The sequence below is a fragment of the Hydrogenophaga sp. PAMC20947 genome, from assembly GCF_004795855.1.
GTDB lineage: Bacteria > Pseudomonadota > Gammaproteobacteria > Burkholderiales > Burkholderiaceae_C > Hydrogenophaga.
The window spans coordinates 2835479-2851214 of sequence record NZ_CP039252.1; the positions used below are offsets into that span (position 1 = coordinate 2835479).

At 62.1% G+C, this 15736-nt stretch carries 20 protein-coding genes; 17 read left to right on the forward strand and 3 right to left on the reverse strand.

Features of this window, described 5'->3' with window-relative positions; genetic code table 11:
• Positions 1-36: 36 nt before the first annotated feature.
• The 12 genes from E5678_RS12815 (at position 37) to fliR (ending at position 8657) form a co-directional block, all read left to right on the forward strand.
• Entirely contained in the window at positions 37-651 is a 615-nt protein-coding gene (locus tag E5678_RS12815; RefSeq protein WP_168708554.1) for a FliH/SctL family protein, read from the forward strand.
• A complete protein-coding gene (gene fliI, locus E5678_RS12820) occupies positions 641-2068 on the forward strand; it encodes a flagellar protein export ATPase FliI (protein WP_136178882.1) in 1428 nt (475 codons plus the stop codon). Before E5678_RS12815 ends, fliI begins: the two co-directional genes overlap by 11 nt.
• 39 nt (positions 2069-2107) lie before the next feature.
• Positions 2108-2578 carry a flagellar export protein FliJ gene (fliJ, locus tag E5678_RS12825; RefSeq protein ID WP_136178883.1) on the forward strand — a complete coding sequence of 157 codons (471 nt, stop codon included), beginning with the start codon at positions 2108-2110 and terminating at the stop codon, positions 2576-2578.
• On the forward strand, positions 2575-3975 hold the full coding sequence (locus tag E5678_RS12830; RefSeq protein ID WP_136178884.1) for a flagellar hook-length control protein FliK: 1401 nt from the start codon (positions 2575-2577) through the stop codon (positions 3973-3975). The genes fliJ and E5678_RS12830 overlap by 4 nt, the downstream gene beginning before the upstream one ends.
• 256 nt (positions 3976-4231) lie before the next feature.
• Positions 4232-4804, forward strand: a complete 573-nt coding sequence (locus tag E5678_RS12835; RefSeq protein ID WP_136178885.1) for a flagellar basal body-associated FliL family protein — start codon at positions 4232-4234, stop codon at positions 4802-4804.
• An 18-nt stretch (positions 4805-4822) separates the two neighbouring features.
• Positions 4823-5827: a flagellar motor switch protein FliM gene (gene fliM, locus E5678_RS12840; protein ID WP_136178886.1), complete on the forward strand. Its 1005-nt coding sequence runs from the start codon at positions 4823-4825 to the stop codon at positions 5825-5827.
• Positions 5817-6269 carry a flagellar motor switch protein FliN gene (fliN, locus tag E5678_RS12845; RefSeq protein ID WP_136178887.1) on the forward strand — a complete coding sequence of 151 codons (453 nt, stop codon included), beginning with the start codon at positions 5817-5819 and terminating at the stop codon, positions 6267-6269. Before fliM ends, fliN begins: the two co-directional genes overlap by 11 nt.
• A 30-nt stretch (positions 6270-6299) precedes the next feature.
• Positions 6300-6671, forward strand: a complete 372-nt coding sequence (locus E5678_RS12850; protein ID WP_168708556.1) for a flagellar biosynthetic protein FliO — start codon at positions 6300-6302, stop codon at positions 6669-6671.
• A gap of 58 nt (positions 6672-6729) precedes the next feature.
• Positions 6730-7440 carry a flagellar type III secretion system pore protein FliP gene (fliP, locus tag E5678_RS12855; RefSeq protein ID WP_210732063.1) on the forward strand — a complete coding sequence of 237 codons (711 nt, stop codon included), beginning with the start codon at positions 6730-6732 and terminating at the stop codon, positions 7438-7440.
• Positions 7441-7474: 34 nt separating this feature from the next.
• On the forward strand, positions 7475-7744 hold the full coding sequence (fliQ, locus tag E5678_RS12860) for a flagellar biosynthesis protein FliQ (protein ID WP_136178890.1): 270 nt from the start codon (positions 7475-7477) through the stop codon (positions 7742-7744).
• Entirely contained in the window at positions 7745-7891 is a 147-nt protein-coding gene (locus tag E5678_RS22315; RefSeq protein ID WP_168708557.1) for a hypothetical protein, read from the forward strand.
• Position 7892: 1 nt separating this feature from the next.
• Entirely contained in the window at positions 7893-8657 is a 765-nt protein-coding gene (gene fliR, locus E5678_RS12865) for a flagellar biosynthetic protein FliR (RefSeq protein ID WP_136178891.1), read from the forward strand.
• Positions 8658-8683: 26 nt separating this feature from the next.
• Here fliR and E5678_RS12870 read toward each other — a convergent pair whose 3' ends face one another.
• Genes E5678_RS12870 through E5678_RS12880 form a run of 3 tightly spaced genes read right to left on the reverse strand, consistent with a single transcriptional unit; the run spans position 8684 to position 10864 of the window.
• Positions 8684-9121 (reverse strand): hypothetical protein, encoded by a 438-nt coding sequence (locus E5678_RS12870; protein WP_136178892.1) that lies wholly within the window; start codon positions 9119-9121, stop codon positions 8684-8686.
• Positions 9118-9747, reverse strand: coding sequence for a response regulator transcription factor (locus E5678_RS12875; RefSeq protein WP_136178893.1), 630 nt, complete (start codon positions 9745-9747; stop codon positions 9118-9120). The genes E5678_RS12870 and E5678_RS12875 overlap by 4 nt, the downstream gene beginning before the upstream one ends.
• Positions 9725-10864 (reverse strand): response regulator, encoded by a 1140-nt coding sequence (locus E5678_RS12880; RefSeq protein WP_136178894.1) that lies wholly within the window; start codon positions 10862-10864, stop codon positions 9725-9727. Before E5678_RS12880 ends, E5678_RS12875 begins: the two co-directional genes overlap by 23 nt.
• 169 nt (positions 10865-11033) lie before the next feature.
• Between E5678_RS12880 and E5678_RS12885 the strand changes: the two genes are divergently transcribed.
• Genes E5678_RS12885 through cheD form a run of 5 tightly spaced genes read left to right on the forward strand, consistent with a single transcriptional unit; the run spans position 11034 to position 15695 of the window.
• Positions 11034-11465, forward strand: a complete 432-nt coding sequence (locus E5678_RS12885) for a hypothetical protein (RefSeq protein ID WP_136178895.1) — start codon at positions 11034-11036, stop codon at positions 11463-11465.
• Between the two features lie 57 nt (positions 11466-11522).
• The gene (locus tag E5678_RS12890; protein WP_136178896.1) at positions 11523-11885 is read left to right on the forward strand and encodes a response regulator; all 363 of its coding nucleotides are present in this window, start codon (positions 11523-11525) and stop codon (positions 11883-11885) included.
• A gap of 34 nt (positions 11886-11919) precedes the next feature.
• Positions 11920-14097, forward strand: a complete 2178-nt coding sequence (locus tag E5678_RS12895) for a chemotaxis protein CheW (protein WP_136178897.1) — start codon at positions 11920-11922, stop codon at positions 14095-14097.
• A gap of 40 nt (positions 14098-14137) precedes the next feature.
• Entirely contained in the window at positions 14138-15022 is an 885-nt protein-coding gene (locus tag E5678_RS12900; RefSeq protein WP_136178898.1) for a CheR family methyltransferase, read from the forward strand.
• A gap of 22 nt (positions 15023-15044) precedes the next feature.
• Positions 15045-15695, forward strand: a complete 651-nt coding sequence (gene cheD / locus E5678_RS12905) for a chemoreceptor glutamine deamidase CheD (protein ID WP_136180770.1) — start codon at positions 15045-15047, stop codon at positions 15693-15695.
• Positions 15696-15736: the final 41 nt, after the last annotated feature.

Here is a 15736-nt window from a genome sequence, read left to right on the forward strand (position 1 = left end):
GAAATTGACGGCGTATCCGCCTGGCAGTTTTCCTCCATGGACGACGAGGAAGACAGTCCATCTGAGGCCACGGCCCCCGAAGTCGACCCCATGGACAACAGTTCGGTACAGGAAGCTCTGGATGCGGCCTACCGGGAAGGGTATGCCACCGGCCATGAGGCGGGGACGCAAGAGACCCACGCAGCCATGGAAGCCGGGATTCGCAAGACCACGGACGAGGCTGCCGTGCGCATGGGTGAACTGTTGCACACCATGACTGATCAGCTGTTGTCCAGCGAGCAGGCCATCGCGCGGCAGATGCTGGACCTTGCCTGCGAGCTGGCCCGCCAGGTGATTCGGCAAGAGCTCAAGACCAACACCCGTCACCTGCGCGCCGTCATCGGCGAGGCCCTGGAAATGATGGTCGACGACGGCTTGCCAGCCGCCGTCCACATGAACCCGGACGATCTCGCTGCGATGAAAGAGGCTTTGCTCGAGACCCTGGGTGAAAACGCCCCCGAATTCATTGCCGACCCCACCATCTCGCCAGGGGGATGCCTCGTGAAATCGCCGAGTACAACGGTGGATGCCAGCATCGAAAAGCGCTGGTCCAGGGCCATGGGCAATCTGGGCCTGGAAGCCAGCTGGCAAACCGAGAGCGATGATGTCTGAACACACCAGTCCCTGGGGCCAATTTCTGGACGATGCACAGATCTGCGCCGAAGCCCACAACCCACTCGAGGTCAGCGGGACCTTGACCCGTCTGGCGGGTCTGGTGCTGGAGGCCGTGGGGTTGCGGGTACCGGTGGGCTCGCAGTGCCTCATCAGCAACGGCGGAAAAACGCCTGTGCTGGCGGAGGTGGTGGGCTTCTCCAACGACCGGGCCTACCTCATGCCCGCAGGCGATACCCACGGTCTGTCCAGCGGCGCCATCGTGACCCCGCTGGCGCCCTACCGCGCCATCCCCCGTTTCGGGCAGGTCAACAAACCGCCCTCGCCCGGCGATCGGGGTGCCCTGCGCCTGCCATTGGGCAGAGGCTTGCTCGGCCGGGTGGTCGACTCCCACGGGCACCCCATGGACCACAAGGGCCCCATCGTCGACGTCGACATCGAACCGCTGGACCGCTCACCGCTCAACGCCATGGACCGCGACCCGGTGCGCGAACCGCTGGACACCGGCGTGCGGGCCATCAACGCCCTGCTGACCGTGGGGCGCGGCCAGCGCATCGGCCTCTTTGCCGGATCCGGGGTGGGCAAAAGTGTGTTGTTGGGCATGATGGCGCGCTACACCCGCGCCGATGTGATCGTGGTCGGCCTGATCGGTGAGCGTGGCCGTGAGGTGAAGGAATTCATTGAAGACATCCTCGGCGACGATGGACGCAAACGTTCGGTGGTGGTGGCCGCGCCGGCCGATTCCCCGCCCCTGGTCCGCATGCAGGGGGCCAGCTACGCCACCGCCATTGCCGAGAAGTTCCGCGACGAGGGTCTGCATGTTTTGCTGCTCATGGACTCGCTCACCCGCTACGCCATGGCGCAGCGCGAAATTGCCCTGGCCATTGGCGAGCCCCCGGCTACCAAAGGTTATCCGCCCAGCTGTTTTGCAAAGCTGCCTCAGCTGGTCGAGCGCAGCGGCAACGGCTTGAACGGCGTGGGTTCAATCACGGCGTTCTACACCGTGCTCTCGGAAGGTGACGACCAGCAAGACCCGATCGCTGACGCAGCGCGAGCCATCCTGGACGGCCACATCGTGCTCTCGCGTGCACTGGCCGAGTCGGGCCATTACCCAGCCATTGATGTGGAGGCATCGGCTTCCCGCGTCATGCACAACGTGGCGTCGCCGCACCACCTGGATCTGGCCCGCAAGTTCCGCGCGAACTATTCCCGCTACATGAAGAGCCGCGACCTGATCCAGCTCGGGGCCTATGCCGCAGGTAGCGATCCTGAGACCGACCGCTCTATCGTGTTGTACCCGGCTTTGCAACGCTTCCTGCTGCAGGACATGAACGAAGCAGCGACCCTGGACAGCAGCCTGAAACTGATGGCCAAAGCCCTGCAGGAAGACAAGCCTGGCCGGGGCTCTCAGCAATAAACGCATCCCCCCAACACAACCCCATAACGAAAGCCGGGCATGAGCAACATCAAGACACTGCAAAAAGTGGTCGAAATCGCGGAAAAGCGGCGCGACGAGGCCTTGACCGCCCTGGCCCAGGTCCAGCGGGAATGGTTGATGGCCAAGGAGCAAATGGATCAACTCAAGGCCTATGGAAAAGAGGCAGAAGATCGCTGGGTGTTACGCAGTGGCACAGGCGTGGACGCCGCCTTGTTGCACCACCACCGGCATTTCATGCAGAAGGTGGAACACGCCATCGAATTCCAGCGCGGCGTTCTCAACCAACGCGAAGCGCTGGTTGAGCGAAACCGAAGCCATGTCTACGCGGCCGAACGCGATGTGGCCGGTCTCAAAAAATACACCGAACGCAAGCAAGAGGCCCTGGATCTCAAGGCCATGCGACAGGAACAGAAAAGCACGGACGAAATGGCGTTGACCATCCACATGCGCCAGAGCCTGATGCGCGCGCAGCAAGGACTGCGCACATGAGCAACACAACCGCCTCCGCCGGGGCCAACCGCGCGTCGGGCAGCAACCAGGCCAGTGCAACCAAGAGCCCATCCAGCAATGCGTCACGGGCTGACAAAGCTGCCCAGACACCGACCGACATGTTCGCCAGCCTGCTCGGCTTGCTGAGCGCCACCCGAGATGCCAGGCTCAATGCCGACGGCACCGAGGCCACAGCCCTGGGTGCGGCGAATCCCGACGATGACGCCGGAAGCGGCGAAACAGCCGACCTCAGCAGCAACCCCCTGGCGGCTCTCTTGGGCTGGCCCGGTGCCCCCGTGTTGCAAGCCGACCTGCCTCGCAACGGCGAACCCCTTGGCGGTGCGGACAAACGTACCCTGGACGCCAGCGCCGGACTCGGCAATCCGTCGACCGCTTTAGGCACCGCAGCTGACAGTGCCCTGAAGACCTCGGGCGCAGGGCCAGAGGGGATAGACCTCCAGGGCATGACCTTGCTGGACCAACCCGAGGAAGCCGGTGCGGAGCTGAAGGCTTCACTGACCGCCGCCACTCAGGGCTCAGACAGCCACCGCACAACCGCAGGCAACAGCGCCCGAGCCGATGCCTCGGCCTTCGCCTCTCGTCCGGCAAACTGGCGCAGCACAACGGCACTTGCCCACAATGCCGCCAGCGCAACCAGCGCCACTCTTTCAGCCGCGCCGACCACCACGACCCAGATTCAACTGGGCCAGGCAGCCCAGGTTCGTGTGGCCGTTGACACGGCTTTGCCCGCATCGCGCAGCACCCTGAATCTGGACGAACGCTTCAGCGCCAGCAATCTGGGGGAAGGTTCGTCACCCTTGGCCGGACTCGGTACCCACGGCCAAGCCACGTCACAAGGGGGCTCTGACCAGCCGCCACCCGGCAGCGCCGCTTTCGCAGAGGCACTGACCACCGAGCGCTCGGAGAGCGGCGCAAACGATGGCGAATTCACGCTGACACCCGAGACCCCGGCTGAAGAGCCCCTTCCGGAGGAGACTGCCATGAGCCCCCACCAGTTGCGGCATGCCAGCCTGCGCATCGGAGAAGGCACCGAAGAAGCGATCGATATCCAGCTCGCACTGCGAGGCGAACAGCTCAACGTGGATTTCCGCACAGACAATTCTGAGGCCCGGGCCAGCCTGCAGCAAAACGCCAGCGGCGCGCTGGCTGATCTGCTCCAGCGCGGCGGCATTCAACTGGGGCAAGTCTCGGTTGGAGCACAGAACCAAGGCCAGGAACGGCAAGGGCAAGGGCAAGCGGGGCCCCGATCGGCGGGCGCGTCCGCCGTCGGACGAACGGGTGCATCGGGTCTGGACCGCGCCGGGGCTGGCGCCCCCGGCCCACAGGCCCCCGCGCGTCGCAGCGATGGGAGCCGCCCACTGGATCTCTTTGTCTGACCTGCCTTTGATCACGCCTCTTGCTCGAGGTTTGCCAGGGTGGATGCTGTAGCGCCGGCGCGGCGCCCCGGTCACACACCCGGAAAACCGCAAGACCGGCCAGACCTGTACACGGGGCATCCTGACAGAAAGCGCGGCTTTTCCAGCTCTTTTCTGCGTTAAGACGGGCACCCCGGGGCTCAATAATTCTTCCAAACCACACCGCATTCCCCGCGAGTGTGCTGCCCTGAAAAGGGCGCCTGTCTGGAGAATTTTCATGTCTGCCGCTGCTGCCGCCCCCGACGCCACGTCCGAAGCCAAGCCCAAGAGCAAAAAACTGCTCTTCATCCTCATGGGTGTGGTGATTCTCGCCCTTGCCGGCGCGGGCGGAGCATTCTTCATCCTGAAGAAAAACACCACCGACCACGGCGATGGCACCGAGGAGGAGGCCTCTGTAGAACACGCAGCCCCCAAGCCCGGAACACCGCCGACCTTTCTGCCGCTGGACAGCATGGTGGTCAACCTGGCCGATCCCGGCGGCAACCGCTTTGTCCAGCTGGCCATCACCTTGCAGGTGCAAGACGCCGCCACCAGCGAGGCGATCAAGCCCTACATGCCCAGCATCCGCAACGGCATTCTGATGCTGGTCTCGCAACGCACAGCCGAAGTGATCCTCAAGCCAGAAGGCAAGGAAAAGCTGAGCCTGGACATCATCGAAGAGGTCTCAACCACCATGGGCTATGAGCTCGACGATCACGAAATCGAAGACACGTCCAAGAAGAAGAAGCGCCGCCGCGCACCGCCCAATCCCGTGCAGGGCGTGCTGTTCTCCAGTTTCATCGTGCAATAAGCCGACAGGACAACCACCATGTCTGATTCCGCGCTGTCACAGGAAGAAATTGATGCCCTTCTAGAGGGTGTCACTGGAGAAAGCCAAAAGCTGGAGAAGGAAGAAACGCCCAAGGGCGGTGTTCGGGACTACAACCTCTCCAGCCAGGAGCGCATCGTGCGTGGGCGCATGCCCACCATGGAAATCGTCAACGAACGCTTTTCACGCAATTTGCGCCTGGGTCTTTTCAACCTCATCCGCCGCAGCCCCGAGATTGCCGTGGGCGCGGTGCAGGTTCAGAAATACAGTGCCTTCCTGCGCGACATGGTGGTTCCGACCAACATCAACATCATGGCCGTTCGGCCCTTGCGTGGCAACTGCGTGGTGGTGTGCGAACCCACCCTTCTGTTCGGCGTGATCGACAGCCTGTACGGCGGCAATGGCAAGTTCCGCACCCGCATCGAGGGCCGCGACTTTTCACCAACCGAGCAGCGCGTGATCAACCGCCTGGTCGATGTGGTGGTCGAAGAATACAAAAAGGCCTGGCGCGGTGTGTACCCCCTGGAGCTGGTTTACCAGCGTTCGGAGATGCAACCGCAGTTTGCGGCCATCGCCACACCCAGCGAAATCGTGGTCTCCACCAGCTTCACGCTGGAGATCGGAGAGATATCGGGTTCCCTGCACATCTGCATTCCGTACGCCACGCTGGAACCCATTCGGGACGTGCTGTATTCCAGCGCCCAGGGCGATGCGATCGAAGTCGACCGCCGCTGGATCAAGCTGCTGAGCCATGAAATTCAGGCCGCCGAGCTGACGCTGGTGGCCGAACTGGCCAAAACCGAGGCCACTATCGAACAACTGCTGTCCATGCAGGTCGGCGATTTCCTCGAACTGGAACGGGCACCCAACCTCGAAGCCAAAGTCGAAGGTGTGCCCCTGTTTGAATGCCAGTACGGCACCCACAAGGGCAAATACGCCCTGCGCATTGACCGCAAGCTTCGCGGTCTCGAAATGAACTGGCTGGGAGACTCTCATGTCAACTGACGCATCCGACACCACCACACCATCCACCGACAGCGTCAGCGACGACTGGGCCCAGGCCCTGGGCGAGCAGGCCAGCGCCAGCAACGGTTCATCCGATGACAGCGCACCCGAATTCGATTCGGTGACGGCGCCTGCCAACCCGAGCGCCAACAACGGCAGCGGCAGCAGTGGAGGGCCCAACGACATCCAGATGGTGCTCGACATCCCGGTGCAACTCACCGTGGAGCTCGGACGCACCAAGGTCCCGATCAAATACATCTTGCAGCTCGCCCAAGGCTCCATCGTCGAACTTGACGCGCTGGCCGGTGAACCCATGGATGTGCTCATCAACGGCTACCTCATCGCCCAGGGCGAGGTGGTCGTGGTGAACGAAAAGTTCGGTATCCGCCTGACCGACATCGTCACACCGTCCGAGCGCATGCGCCGGGTCTCCCGAGGCTGATCGCCGCCCCCCTACCGGATGAACGCCCCCATGTTGCAAAACGCTGCTCCTGCGCTGGTGCTACTGGCCTTGATGATGCTGATCGCCTGGTTGCTCCAGCGCTACCGCCGCCACCTGCCCGGTGTGGCCACGCAGGCGGGCCCCAGCCTGAAACTGATGGGCTCAATGGGCCTGGGACCGCAACAACGCGTGGTCACCGTTCAGGTCGGCGAAGGCGCCGACCGGGTGTGTCTGGTGCTGGGTGTCTCTCCTGGCGGCATCACCGCCTTGCACCAGATGCCGCTGCCCGACACCACCCCCACAGCCTCGGCTGTTGACCCACAGCCCGGCGCGACCGGCTTCAAGGCCCGTCTGGCCCAACTCACGCAAACCGCGTCCCAAGGCTCCCATGCGACACGCTGACTCCCACCGCAAACAGGGCATCGTCGGGCTGTTGCTGATCGGCCTGGCCTTGCTGGGCATGGCCAGCGCATGGGCGCAAACACCACCCACCGGCGGCGCCTCGTTGCCACTCGTCATCGGCCAAGGCGCCAATGGCAACAGCTACTCAGTGCCGATTCAGACCTTGCTGTTTTTCACGGCACTGTCCTTTTTGCCAGCCATGCTGCTTTTGATGACAGGCTTCACCCGCATCGTGATCGTGCTGTCGCTGCTGCGCCAGGCGCTGGGCACGCAATCGGCCCCTCCCAACCAGGTGATCGTCGGCCTTTCGCTGTTCCTCACGCTGTTTGTCATGGGTCCCACGCTGGACAAGGTGTATCAGGATGCCTACGGTCCTTACACCGCCAACGCCATCAGCTTCGAGCAAGCGCTGGAGCGCGGCCAGGCACCCATGCGGGCCTTCATGCTCAAGCAAACCCGGCAGTCCGACTTTGAGTTGTTCGCCAAACTCGCCCAGTTGCCCGCCGATGTCACCGCAGAGGACGCGCCCTTTCGCGTCATCGTGCCGGCCTTCGTGACCAGCGAGCTGAAGACCGCCTTTCAGATCGGCTTCATGATTTTCATCCCCTTTCTGGTGATTGACATGGTGGTGGCCAGCGTCCTGATGTCGCTGGGCATGATGATGTTGTCACCGGTGCTGGTGGCCCTGCCCTTCAAGCTCATGCTGTTTGTGCTGGCCGATGGCTGGAACCTGCTACTGGGTTCGCTGGCGGCATCGTTCGCGCGCTGAGCCCAAAAGAACAAGCCAGAACAAAGGACAAGCCATGGATCCGCAAGCCGCTCTCACCATGGGGCAAAACGCCCTCTTTCTGATCCTGATGGTGGCCGCGCCTGTGCTGGCCACGGTCCTGGGCGTCGGTCTGCTGGTCAGCCTGTTCCAGGCGATCACACAGATCCACGAGGCCACGTTGTCGTTTGTGCCCAAGCTCATCGCTGCCATTGCCGTGTTCGCCATCGCCGGTCCCTGGATGATGACCACACTGGTCGAGTTCATCCGCAACACGATCTTGTCCATCCCGAACTACGCGATCTAGATGAAGCCTCCCCACCGCGCTTCGCCTGTCCCGCTCGCGGGGGCAACGCTGGCCGACCTCAAAACCCGGGTTGGCGGTGGCCTGGACGCACGCACTTTGATCCGGCCATGCCCCGTCAAAGGCAACAAACACGGGGCACAGCGCTGACATGCCGACCTTCACCGAAGCCGACATCATGGCGCTGGTGTCGCCCGTGTTCTGGCCCTTCCTGCGCATTCTTGCCGTGTTCTCCAGCGCGCCGATCTTCTCCGCACGCTCGGTTCCCGTTCGCACGCGGGTCGCATTGGCGATGCTGATCGCCATCTGCGCACAAGCCGGCTTGCAGGATCAGGTTGTGGTCAGCCTGACCGATCCACAAGCCCTGACCACGGTCTTCCAGCAAGTGGTCGTGGGCATCGCGATCGGCCTGGCGGTGCGCATCGTTTTCGCTTCCGTTGAACTGGCCGGTGAAGTGATCGGCTTGCAGATGGGCCTGAACTATGCGGGCTTCTTCGACCCGTCGACCAACTCACAGACCAGTGCAGTCGGACGCTTCTTCGGCAACACGACCATGTTGCTGTTTGTCGTTCTCAACGGCCACCTGATGGTGCTGCAAGCCGTCGTGGCCAGTTTCGATACGTTCCCCGTGGGAGGCGCTGCGCTGGAGTCCATCAACCGCATGCGGCTGCACGAACTGGGCGCCGTGGTGTTCCGCTACGGCCTGTGGATCGCGTTGCCCATGATCGGCACACTGTTGTTCATCAACATCGTGCTGGGCTTCATCTCCCGCATCGCGCCACAGATGAACGCCTTTGCTATCGGGTTCCCCCTCACCCTCACCGCGGGCATGGTCGGCATCGCCATGACCCTGCCCATGCTGGACGGTCCGGTGATTGCTTTGCTCAAGCTGGCCACCGAAATGTTCACCGGCTGAGGCCCCCAGGCAGGCCGTGCCGGACTTCAATCCCAATGGAGATCGCGCAGCTTCCAGTCATCGCCTTCACGGCGCCAGCGCAAGGTCACCGTGTAAGGCGCCAGACGCTCGGGGATCAGACCCTGCGCCCCTGTGACCAGCACCTGGGCCTCGGTCAGGCCCAACGTGCCACCTTCTCCGTCTTCCAGACGGCTGCGGCTCGACACCGCGACGATGCGCACCTGGGCATAGCGCAAAAACATCAACATCATGGTCTTGCGAGCCCAGTCGGCGTCCAGTTCGTCCTGCGCACGAAACCGCTCATCGAGCTGTCGCATCACATCCGACGTGCTCCTGGCTTCCAGTGCCTCCTGGAGCGACACCACAGCCAATTCCAGCTTGGCCAAAGGCGTCTCGGGTGCGCTGCAACCCGGTAACAGCCAGGCTGCGGCGAGCAGCAGGAAACGCCGGGAAACCACGGTCACACCAGGCTGTTGCGAATCGCGTACACCGTGAGCTCGGCGTTGTTGCTCAGGTGCAGCTTCTCCAGCACCCGTGCCCGGTACACGCTCACCGTCTTGGGGCTGAGCATCAGTTCCTCGGCAATTTCCGAGAGCTTGCGGCCCGATGCGATCTTCTGCAAGGTCTGCAGTTCGCGCTCGGACAAACTGGCATGCAGCTCTGCGCTCTCAGGGGCATTCAGGTTGTCGACCAGCATCTGCGCGACTTCAGCGGTCACATACTTTCGACCTTGCATCACCGTGCGGATCGCCGTCACCAGTTCCGCGGGATCACCCGCCTTGTTCAGGTAACCGGTCGCCCCGGCGCGCAGGCAACGGATAGCGTACTGGTCCTCCGGGTACATCGACACCACCAGCGTCTTGACGCTCGACCCTTCTTCCTTCAAAGCTGCCAGCACCTCCAGACCACCCCGCCCCGGCATGTTCAGATCGAGCACCAGCACATCACAGGCATGGTTTCGCAATTGCTCTCGCAGCTCGGGATAACTACCGGCCTCACCCACCACCTGAACATCCACCGCTTCGGAAATGGTGTCGCGGATTCCCCGCCGCACCATCGCGTGGTCATCACACAAAATCACTTTGATCATCAGCAAGCTCTCCAGTGGCAAGGGCAATATCGTCCGCTCCCGGACGCAAGGGCACCGAAAGAATGATAGATGTGCCGCCAGACGTGGTGCTGACATCCAGCCAGCCCCCCACCTTGGCCGCACGCTCTCGCAGGCCCAGCAGCCCAAATGAATGGGACTTGAGCATCGCATCAGGCGCCATGCCGGGGCCGTTGTCGGAGACCTCCAGCGTCAACACACCTTCACGGTCGCTCAGATCGATCTCGATAGCCGTGGCCTGTGGCGCGTGTTTGGACACATTGGTGAGCGCTTCCTGTGCGCTGCGGTAGGCCACCAGCTGCACTTCGCGGCTGACTTCCAGCTGTTCTGACGATCGTCGCACATGCGTCCGGACACCTGTGCGCCGCTCGAAACCCGATGCCAGCCAGACCACGGCAGCCACCAGACCCTGGTCCAGAATGGGTGGTCGCAGGTTCATCATGATGCGTTGGCTTGCGCCCAGCGCGTGTTGCAACATCTCCATCGCGCTGTCGAGGTGTTTGCGCATCGCCTCGTCTTCGGCGCGTCGCAACACCCAGGCCAGATCCAGCTTCACCGCGGCGAGCGAGCCCCCGATATCGTCGTGAATCTCGCGCGCAATGTCGGCACGCTCCTGCTCGATGCTGGTCTGCAAATGCTCGGCCAGTTCGGCCAGACGCTGGCGGGACTCGGCCAGTTTGGCATCGGATCTGGTTTTGGCGCGGCGCGTCTGGCCCAGCACCAGCGCCCGCTCGATCACATGCGACAGACGCGGCATGCTGTCTTTGAGCAAGTAGTCGCTGACGCCCCGGTACATGGCTTCCACAGCGGCAGCCTCGCCGATGGCGCCTGAGAGGATCACAAACGGAATATCCGTCCCCGATGCCTTGACATGCTCCCAGGCGTCCAGTCCTGAAAACCCGGGCAGGTGGTAATCGGCCACCACCACATCGTATTGGCCGGAAGCCAGCTCACGCTGGAACTCGGGCATCGTATCCACCAGCGTCAGTTCGTGGTGCATGCCGCTGCGCTGCAACGCGAATTTCACCAGCGTGTGGTCCACACGGGAATCTTCGAGGTGCAGGATACGAACCAGGGGTTTTTCGGGGGTATCGGTCATGCCGCTGGCAGGTGGAGTTGAAAGAAAAAAACAAGGACACGAAATGGCGCTGAATTCGCGACGTTATCGGCCGATACATCCAGGCACAGGTAGTCAAAAATTGTACTGCCCGCTTGATGAGACCCCATCTATGACGCTTCACACCGATGTACCCAGATCAGCATCCCGGATGCCCACACATGATTTACCGACACTATCACTGTCGGTGCATCTGGTAGCAGACCTCCAGGATGCCTTGATGATGGCCATGACCGACCTGCAGCGCCTGGAGGGACTGCTGGATCATGCCACCAGCAATCTGCTCGAACGCTTTGGCTCGGCCAATCTGGCGCTGGCCCAGCTGACCGATACAGACCCCCAGCGCCTGCTCCCCATTCGAGACCACCTGCACAAGGCGGTGACAGAACTGCAGTTCCACGACATGTCCACCCAGCTCATCGTGCACACCGGCAAAGTTCTTCAAGCCTGCGCCTGGAAGCTGGCGGACAGCGCCATGGAACCGGATGAAGACGAGATCCCCATGGAGCTTGACCCGATGCCTGATCGGCCAAGCCCTGTCACGCAGAGCGAGATGGATGCGGGCTCCATCGACCTGTTCTAAGCCCCATTCAAGACTGGCCAAATCTGGCCGATAGAAACATGACTTTCGGAGTACCTCATGCAATCGATTCTCGCCGTTGACGACTCGGCCTCCATGCGAAAAATGGTGGCATTTACCCTGACTGGGGCTGGCTATCACGTGGTGGAGGCTGTAGATGGTCAGGACGCCTACGAAAAGGCACAGCACCATGCGATCGATCTGGTGTTGACCGATCAAAACATGCCGCGGCTCGATGGCCTGGGTCTTACACGCAAGCTGCGCGAGAACCCCAAATTCAAAACCACGCCCATCCTGATCCTGACCACAGAGTCCAGCGACCAGATGAAGCAGGAGGGGCGCAGCGCAGGCGCCACCGGTTGGCTGGTCAAACCCTTTGATCCGGGTCGCCTCATCGAAGTCATCCAAAAAGTCATCCGCTGAGCCTGACCAGGCACGCCCGAATCCAGGAGCCCACATGGCTGAAATGATGAACGAAAGCCCGTCTTCCAGCGGCAATTTTGACCTGACCCAGTTCTACGAGATCTTCTTTGAAGAGGCCGGAGAAAACCTGGACCAGATGGAGCAGATGCTGCTTCAACTGGATCTGGAAAATGCCGACGACGAGGAATTGAACGCCATCTTCCGGTGCGCGCACTCCATCAAGGGAGGTGCGGCCACCTTTGGCTTTGCTGATGTGGCCGAACTCACGCACCAGATGGAGTCTTTGCTCGACAAGCTGCGCCGCCACGAGCTGAAGCCCACGGCCCCCATGGTCGACGTGTTGCTGGAGTCTTCAGACGCCTTGCGCTCCCTGTTGGCGCGCCACCAGGGCAAGTCGATCGATCCGCCTGCTACCGCAAGTCTGGTCCAGCGCATCAGTGATCTGGCCCAAGGCCAGGTGCCGGTGCCTGTTTCGACCGCAGCACCTGTCTCCGTCGCAGCACCGTCCGTCACCGCACCGGCCCCAGCGCTGGCACCGATCCCCGAGACGCCCAAGGCCGCACATCCGGTGGCCAGCGGCGTGCGTGTGCTTGAAATCCACGTGGGTCCCATGGACGACCCGGCAGAAGCCGACAGCATCGCCGAGCTTTTTCGCGACATCACAGGTCTGGGCACTATCGAGGCCTTGCCTTGCGACCAGAGCACCAAGCGTGTTTACCGGGCACACACCACCGCCACCGACACGGACCTGATGGATCTCTTCACGTTCCATGTCAGCAAGGAGCACATTCGCATCGACGAAATCGTCTCGGGCTCCGGTGTGGAAACAGCCGCTGCGCCCGAGGCCGCCGAAACGATCGCCGCGCCTGCCGCGGCAGCGGCAGACACCTCCAGCAAGGATTTTGGATTCTTTGACGATGCACCCGGCGCACCCGCCCCGGCGGCCACTGCAGCGGCTGCGAGCATCGGTGAAGCCACCCCAGCACTCGCCGCACCCCCACCCGCAGCTAAAACGGAAACCAAGTCCGCCAGCAGCGCGACCCAGATGGAGTCAAGCACCTTGCGCGTGTCCGTCAGCAAGGTTGATCAGCTGATCAACCTGGTGGGCGAACTCGTCATCACACAAGCCATGCTGGCCCAAAAGAGCCGTGAACTCGATACCGCGGTGAACCAGCCCTTGCTCGCGGGCCTGGCCGATCTCGACCGCAACACCCGCGACCTGCAAGAAGCGGTGATGTCGATCCGCATGATCCCCATGTCGGTGGTGTTCAACCGCTTCCCCCGCATGCTGCGCGACCTGGCCAGCAAGCTCGGCAAGAAGGTGGAGCTCGTCACCCACGGCGAAGCCACTGAACTCGACAAGGGCCTGGTGGAAAAGATCACCGATCCTTTGACCCACCTGATCCGCAACAGCTGCGACCATGGCCTGGAGTTGCCCGAAGAGCGGCGTGCCAAAGGCAAACCCGATCAAGGCACCATCACCCTGTCGGCCAGTCACCAGGGTGGCTCGATCCTGATCGAGGTGCGCGACGACGGCAAAGGCTTGTCCCGCGACCGACTGTTGACCAAAGCCCGTGAGAAGGGAATCGATGCCCCCGACACGATGAGCGACAACGAGGTCTGGAATCTGATCATGGCGCCGGGCTTCTCCACCGCCGAGGTGGTCACCGACGTCTCTGGGCGTGGCGTGGGCATGGACGTGGTCAAGAAAAACATTGCATCGCTGGGTGGCACCGTCGAAATCGACTCGGCCGAAGGCTACGGCATGAGCGTCAAAGTGCGCTTGCCCCTGACCTTGGCCATCATGGACGGCATGAGCGTTCGTGTGAGCGACGAGGTGTACATCCTGCCCCTGGCCTCCGTGATCGAGTCGTTTCAGATCAAGCCCTCAGACATCAACACTGTGGCTCAGGGCGCCCAATTGGTGAAGGTACGGGATGAGTACATGCCCGTGATCGAGCTCGAACGGGTGTTCAACGTGCCGCGCTTTGAATTCAACGCCACCAGCCCCATCATGGTTGTCGTTGAGTCCGATGGCGCGCGCGTAGCGCTCATGGTCGACGAATTGCTTGGCCAGCAACAGGTGGTGATCAAGAACCTGGAGTCCAACTACCGCCGTGTGCCCAACATCTCGGGCGCCACCATCCTCGGCGACGGCAAGGTCGCATTGATCCTCGATACCTCAGGTCTGGTTCGTCGTTCGCGTCATTGAGACGCGCGACACCACCTACCCCACCCCACCCGAGGTCTTCATGTTGCTATCCACCCGCAGCGCCGAGCGCGCTGCCCCAACGCGATTCGAAGAACCCTCTTCTGAAGGCGGGCCATTGGCCCAGGGGCGCGAGTTCCTGTGGTCCGATGCCGACTTCAAGCGGATCAAGGCGCTGATTTACCAGAAGGCCGGCATCAGTCTGCACGAAGGCAAACACGCCATGGTCTACAGCCGGGTCTCCAGGCGCCTGCGCGATACGGGGCACACCAGTTTCAAAAGCTATCTGGACTGGCTGGAGCAGCACGACGGCGCCGAGTGGCAAGACTTCATCAACGCACTAACCACCAACCTCACCGCGTTCTTTCGCGAACAACACCATTTCACCGAGCTCGACGCACTCTTGCGCAGTGAGCGCAGCAAAAATTGGCGCATCTGGTGCTCTGCGGCCTCCACCGGTGAAGAGCCCTACTCCATCGCCATGACGGCCACCGAGGCGCTGGGCCCACAAGGCCAGTTTCACCTCGACAACAGCGACATCGACACACAGGTGCTGTCCAAAGCGGCCCGTGGTGTCTACAAGGCCGACGGGATCAAAGGCCTCAGCCCCGAGCGCTTGCAGCGCTTCTTCATGCGCGGCAAAGACAGCAATGCCGGCCTCATCCGGGTCAAGCCCGAGCTGCAAAAAAACATGGCCTTTCAAACGGTCAACCTGATCCAGGATCTGCCGTTCCGGGATCCTTTTGATGTGGTTTTTTGCCGCAACGTCATGATCTACTTCGATGCGCCCACACAGCGCCAGGTGCTCGAGCGCATCCACCGCGTGATGAAGCCCGGCGGCATGCTGTTTGTCGGACACGCCGAAAACTTCAGCGATGCGCGCAGCCTGTTTGCGCTGCGCGGAAAGACAGTCTATGAACGCGTTTGATCAAACGGCTTTCAAGTCGCGGATGAGCAGCCCCCAGGTCACAAGCGCAACAGGTGAGCGCTCCCGAGTGGACGCGCTCAAAGCACGGGCGCCCAAGCCCGGCGAAGCCTCGTTTTTCTACCGCGACCACCATTTCAACCAGGACGCCGTCAAGGTACTGCCCGGCGAGTACTACGTGACCACCGACGACATGCAAGTCATGACCGTGCTGGGCTCCTGCATTGCCGCCTGCATCTGGGACCCCAGGGTTCGCGTGGGCGGCATGAACCACTTCATGTTGCCCGACGGAGGTGGAGATACTTCCGGGCGCTATGGTTCATACGCCATGGAGTTGCTGATCAACGAGATGATGAAGCTGGGCGCTCGACGCGAGACCATGCAGGCCAAAGTCTTCGGCGGCGGCCAGGTCATGCACAGCTTCACCACCATGAATGTGGGGGAGCGCAACACCCAGTTTGTGCTGGACTACCTCCAGACCGAGCGCATCGCCGTCATCTCCAAGGATGTGCTCGACATCCATCCTCGCAAGGTGTGCTACTTCCCCTCCACGGGCAAAGCCATGGTCAAGCGCCTGGCACACTCCCACCCGGAAACCCTTGAAACCCAGGCGCGCAAGGGCAGCGCGGCCACGGTGGCCAAAGTCACCTCGGGTGGCTCGGTGGATCTGTTCTGAAATTCGTTCGTGGTGCGCCAGAAAACGTCCTGTGCCTCTGC

Coding starts and splice junctions, on each gene's coding strand:
- fliI (WP_136178882.1), top strand. CDS start 641: ATGATGTCTGAACACACCAGTCCCTGGGGCCAATTTCTGGACGATGCA.
- E5678_RS12850 (WP_168708556.1), top strand. CDS start 6,300: ATGTTGCAAAACGCTGCTCCTGCGCTGGTGCTACTGGCCTTGATGATG.
- E5678_RS12875 (WP_136178893.1), bottom strand. CDS start 9,747: ATGATCAAAGTGATTTTGTGTGATGACCACGCGATGGTGCGGCGGGGA.
- E5678_RS12830 (WP_136178884.1), top strand. CDS start 2,575: ATGAGCAACACAACCGCCTCCGCCGGGGCCAACCGCGCGTCGGGCAGC.
- E5678_RS12815 (WP_168708554.1), top strand. CDS start 37: ATGGACGACGAGGAAGACAGTCCATCTGAGGCCACGGCCCCCGAAGTC.
- fliM (WP_136178886.1), top strand. CDS start 4,823: ATGTCTGATTCCGCGCTGTCACAGGAAGAAATTGATGCCCTTCTAGAG.
- fliN (WP_136178887.1), top strand. CDS start 5,817: ATGTCAACTGACGCATCCGACACCACCACACCATCCACCGACAGCGTC.
- fliP (WP_210732063.1), top strand. CDS start 6,730: ATGGCCAGCGCATGGGCGCAAACACCACCCACCGGCGGCGCCTCGTTG.
- fliJ (WP_136178883.1), top strand. CDS start 2,108: ATGAGCAACATCAAGACACTGCAAAAAGTGGTCGAAATCGCGGAAAAG.
- E5678_RS12835 (WP_136178885.1), top strand. CDS start 4,232: ATGTCTGCCGCTGCTGCCGCCCCCGACGCCACGTCCGAAGCCAAGCCC.
- E5678_RS12895 (WP_136178897.1), top strand. CDS start 11,920: ATGGCTGAAATGATGAACGAAAGCCCGTCTTCCAGCGGCAATTTTGAC.
- E5678_RS22315 (WP_168708557.1), top strand. CDS start 7,745: ATGAAGCCTCCCCACCGCGCTTCGCCTGTCCCGCTCGCGGGGGCAACG.
- E5678_RS12890 (WP_136178896.1), top strand. CDS start 11,523: ATGCAATCGATTCTCGCCGTTGACGACTCGGCCTCCATGCGAAAAATG.
- fliQ (WP_136178890.1), top strand. CDS start 7,475: ATGGATCCGCAAGCCGCTCTCACCATGGGGCAAAACGCCCTCTTTCTG.
- fliR (WP_136178891.1), top strand. CDS start 7,893: ATGCCGACCTTCACCGAAGCCGACATCATGGCGCTGGTGTCGCCCGTG.
- E5678_RS12900 (WP_136178898.1), top strand. CDS start 14,138: ATGTTGCTATCCACCCGCAGCGCCGAGCGCGCTGCCCCAACGCGATTC.
- cheD (WP_136180770.1), top strand. CDS start 15,045: ATGAGCAGCCCCCAGGTCACAAGCGCAACAGGTGAGCGCTCCCGAGTG.
- E5678_RS12885 (WP_136178895.1), top strand. CDS start 11,034: ATGCCCACACATGATTTACCGACACTATCACTGTCGGTGCATCTGGTA.
- E5678_RS12880 (WP_136178894.1), bottom strand. CDS start 10,864: ATGACCGATACCCCCGAAAAACCCCTGGTTCGTATCCTGCACCTCGAA.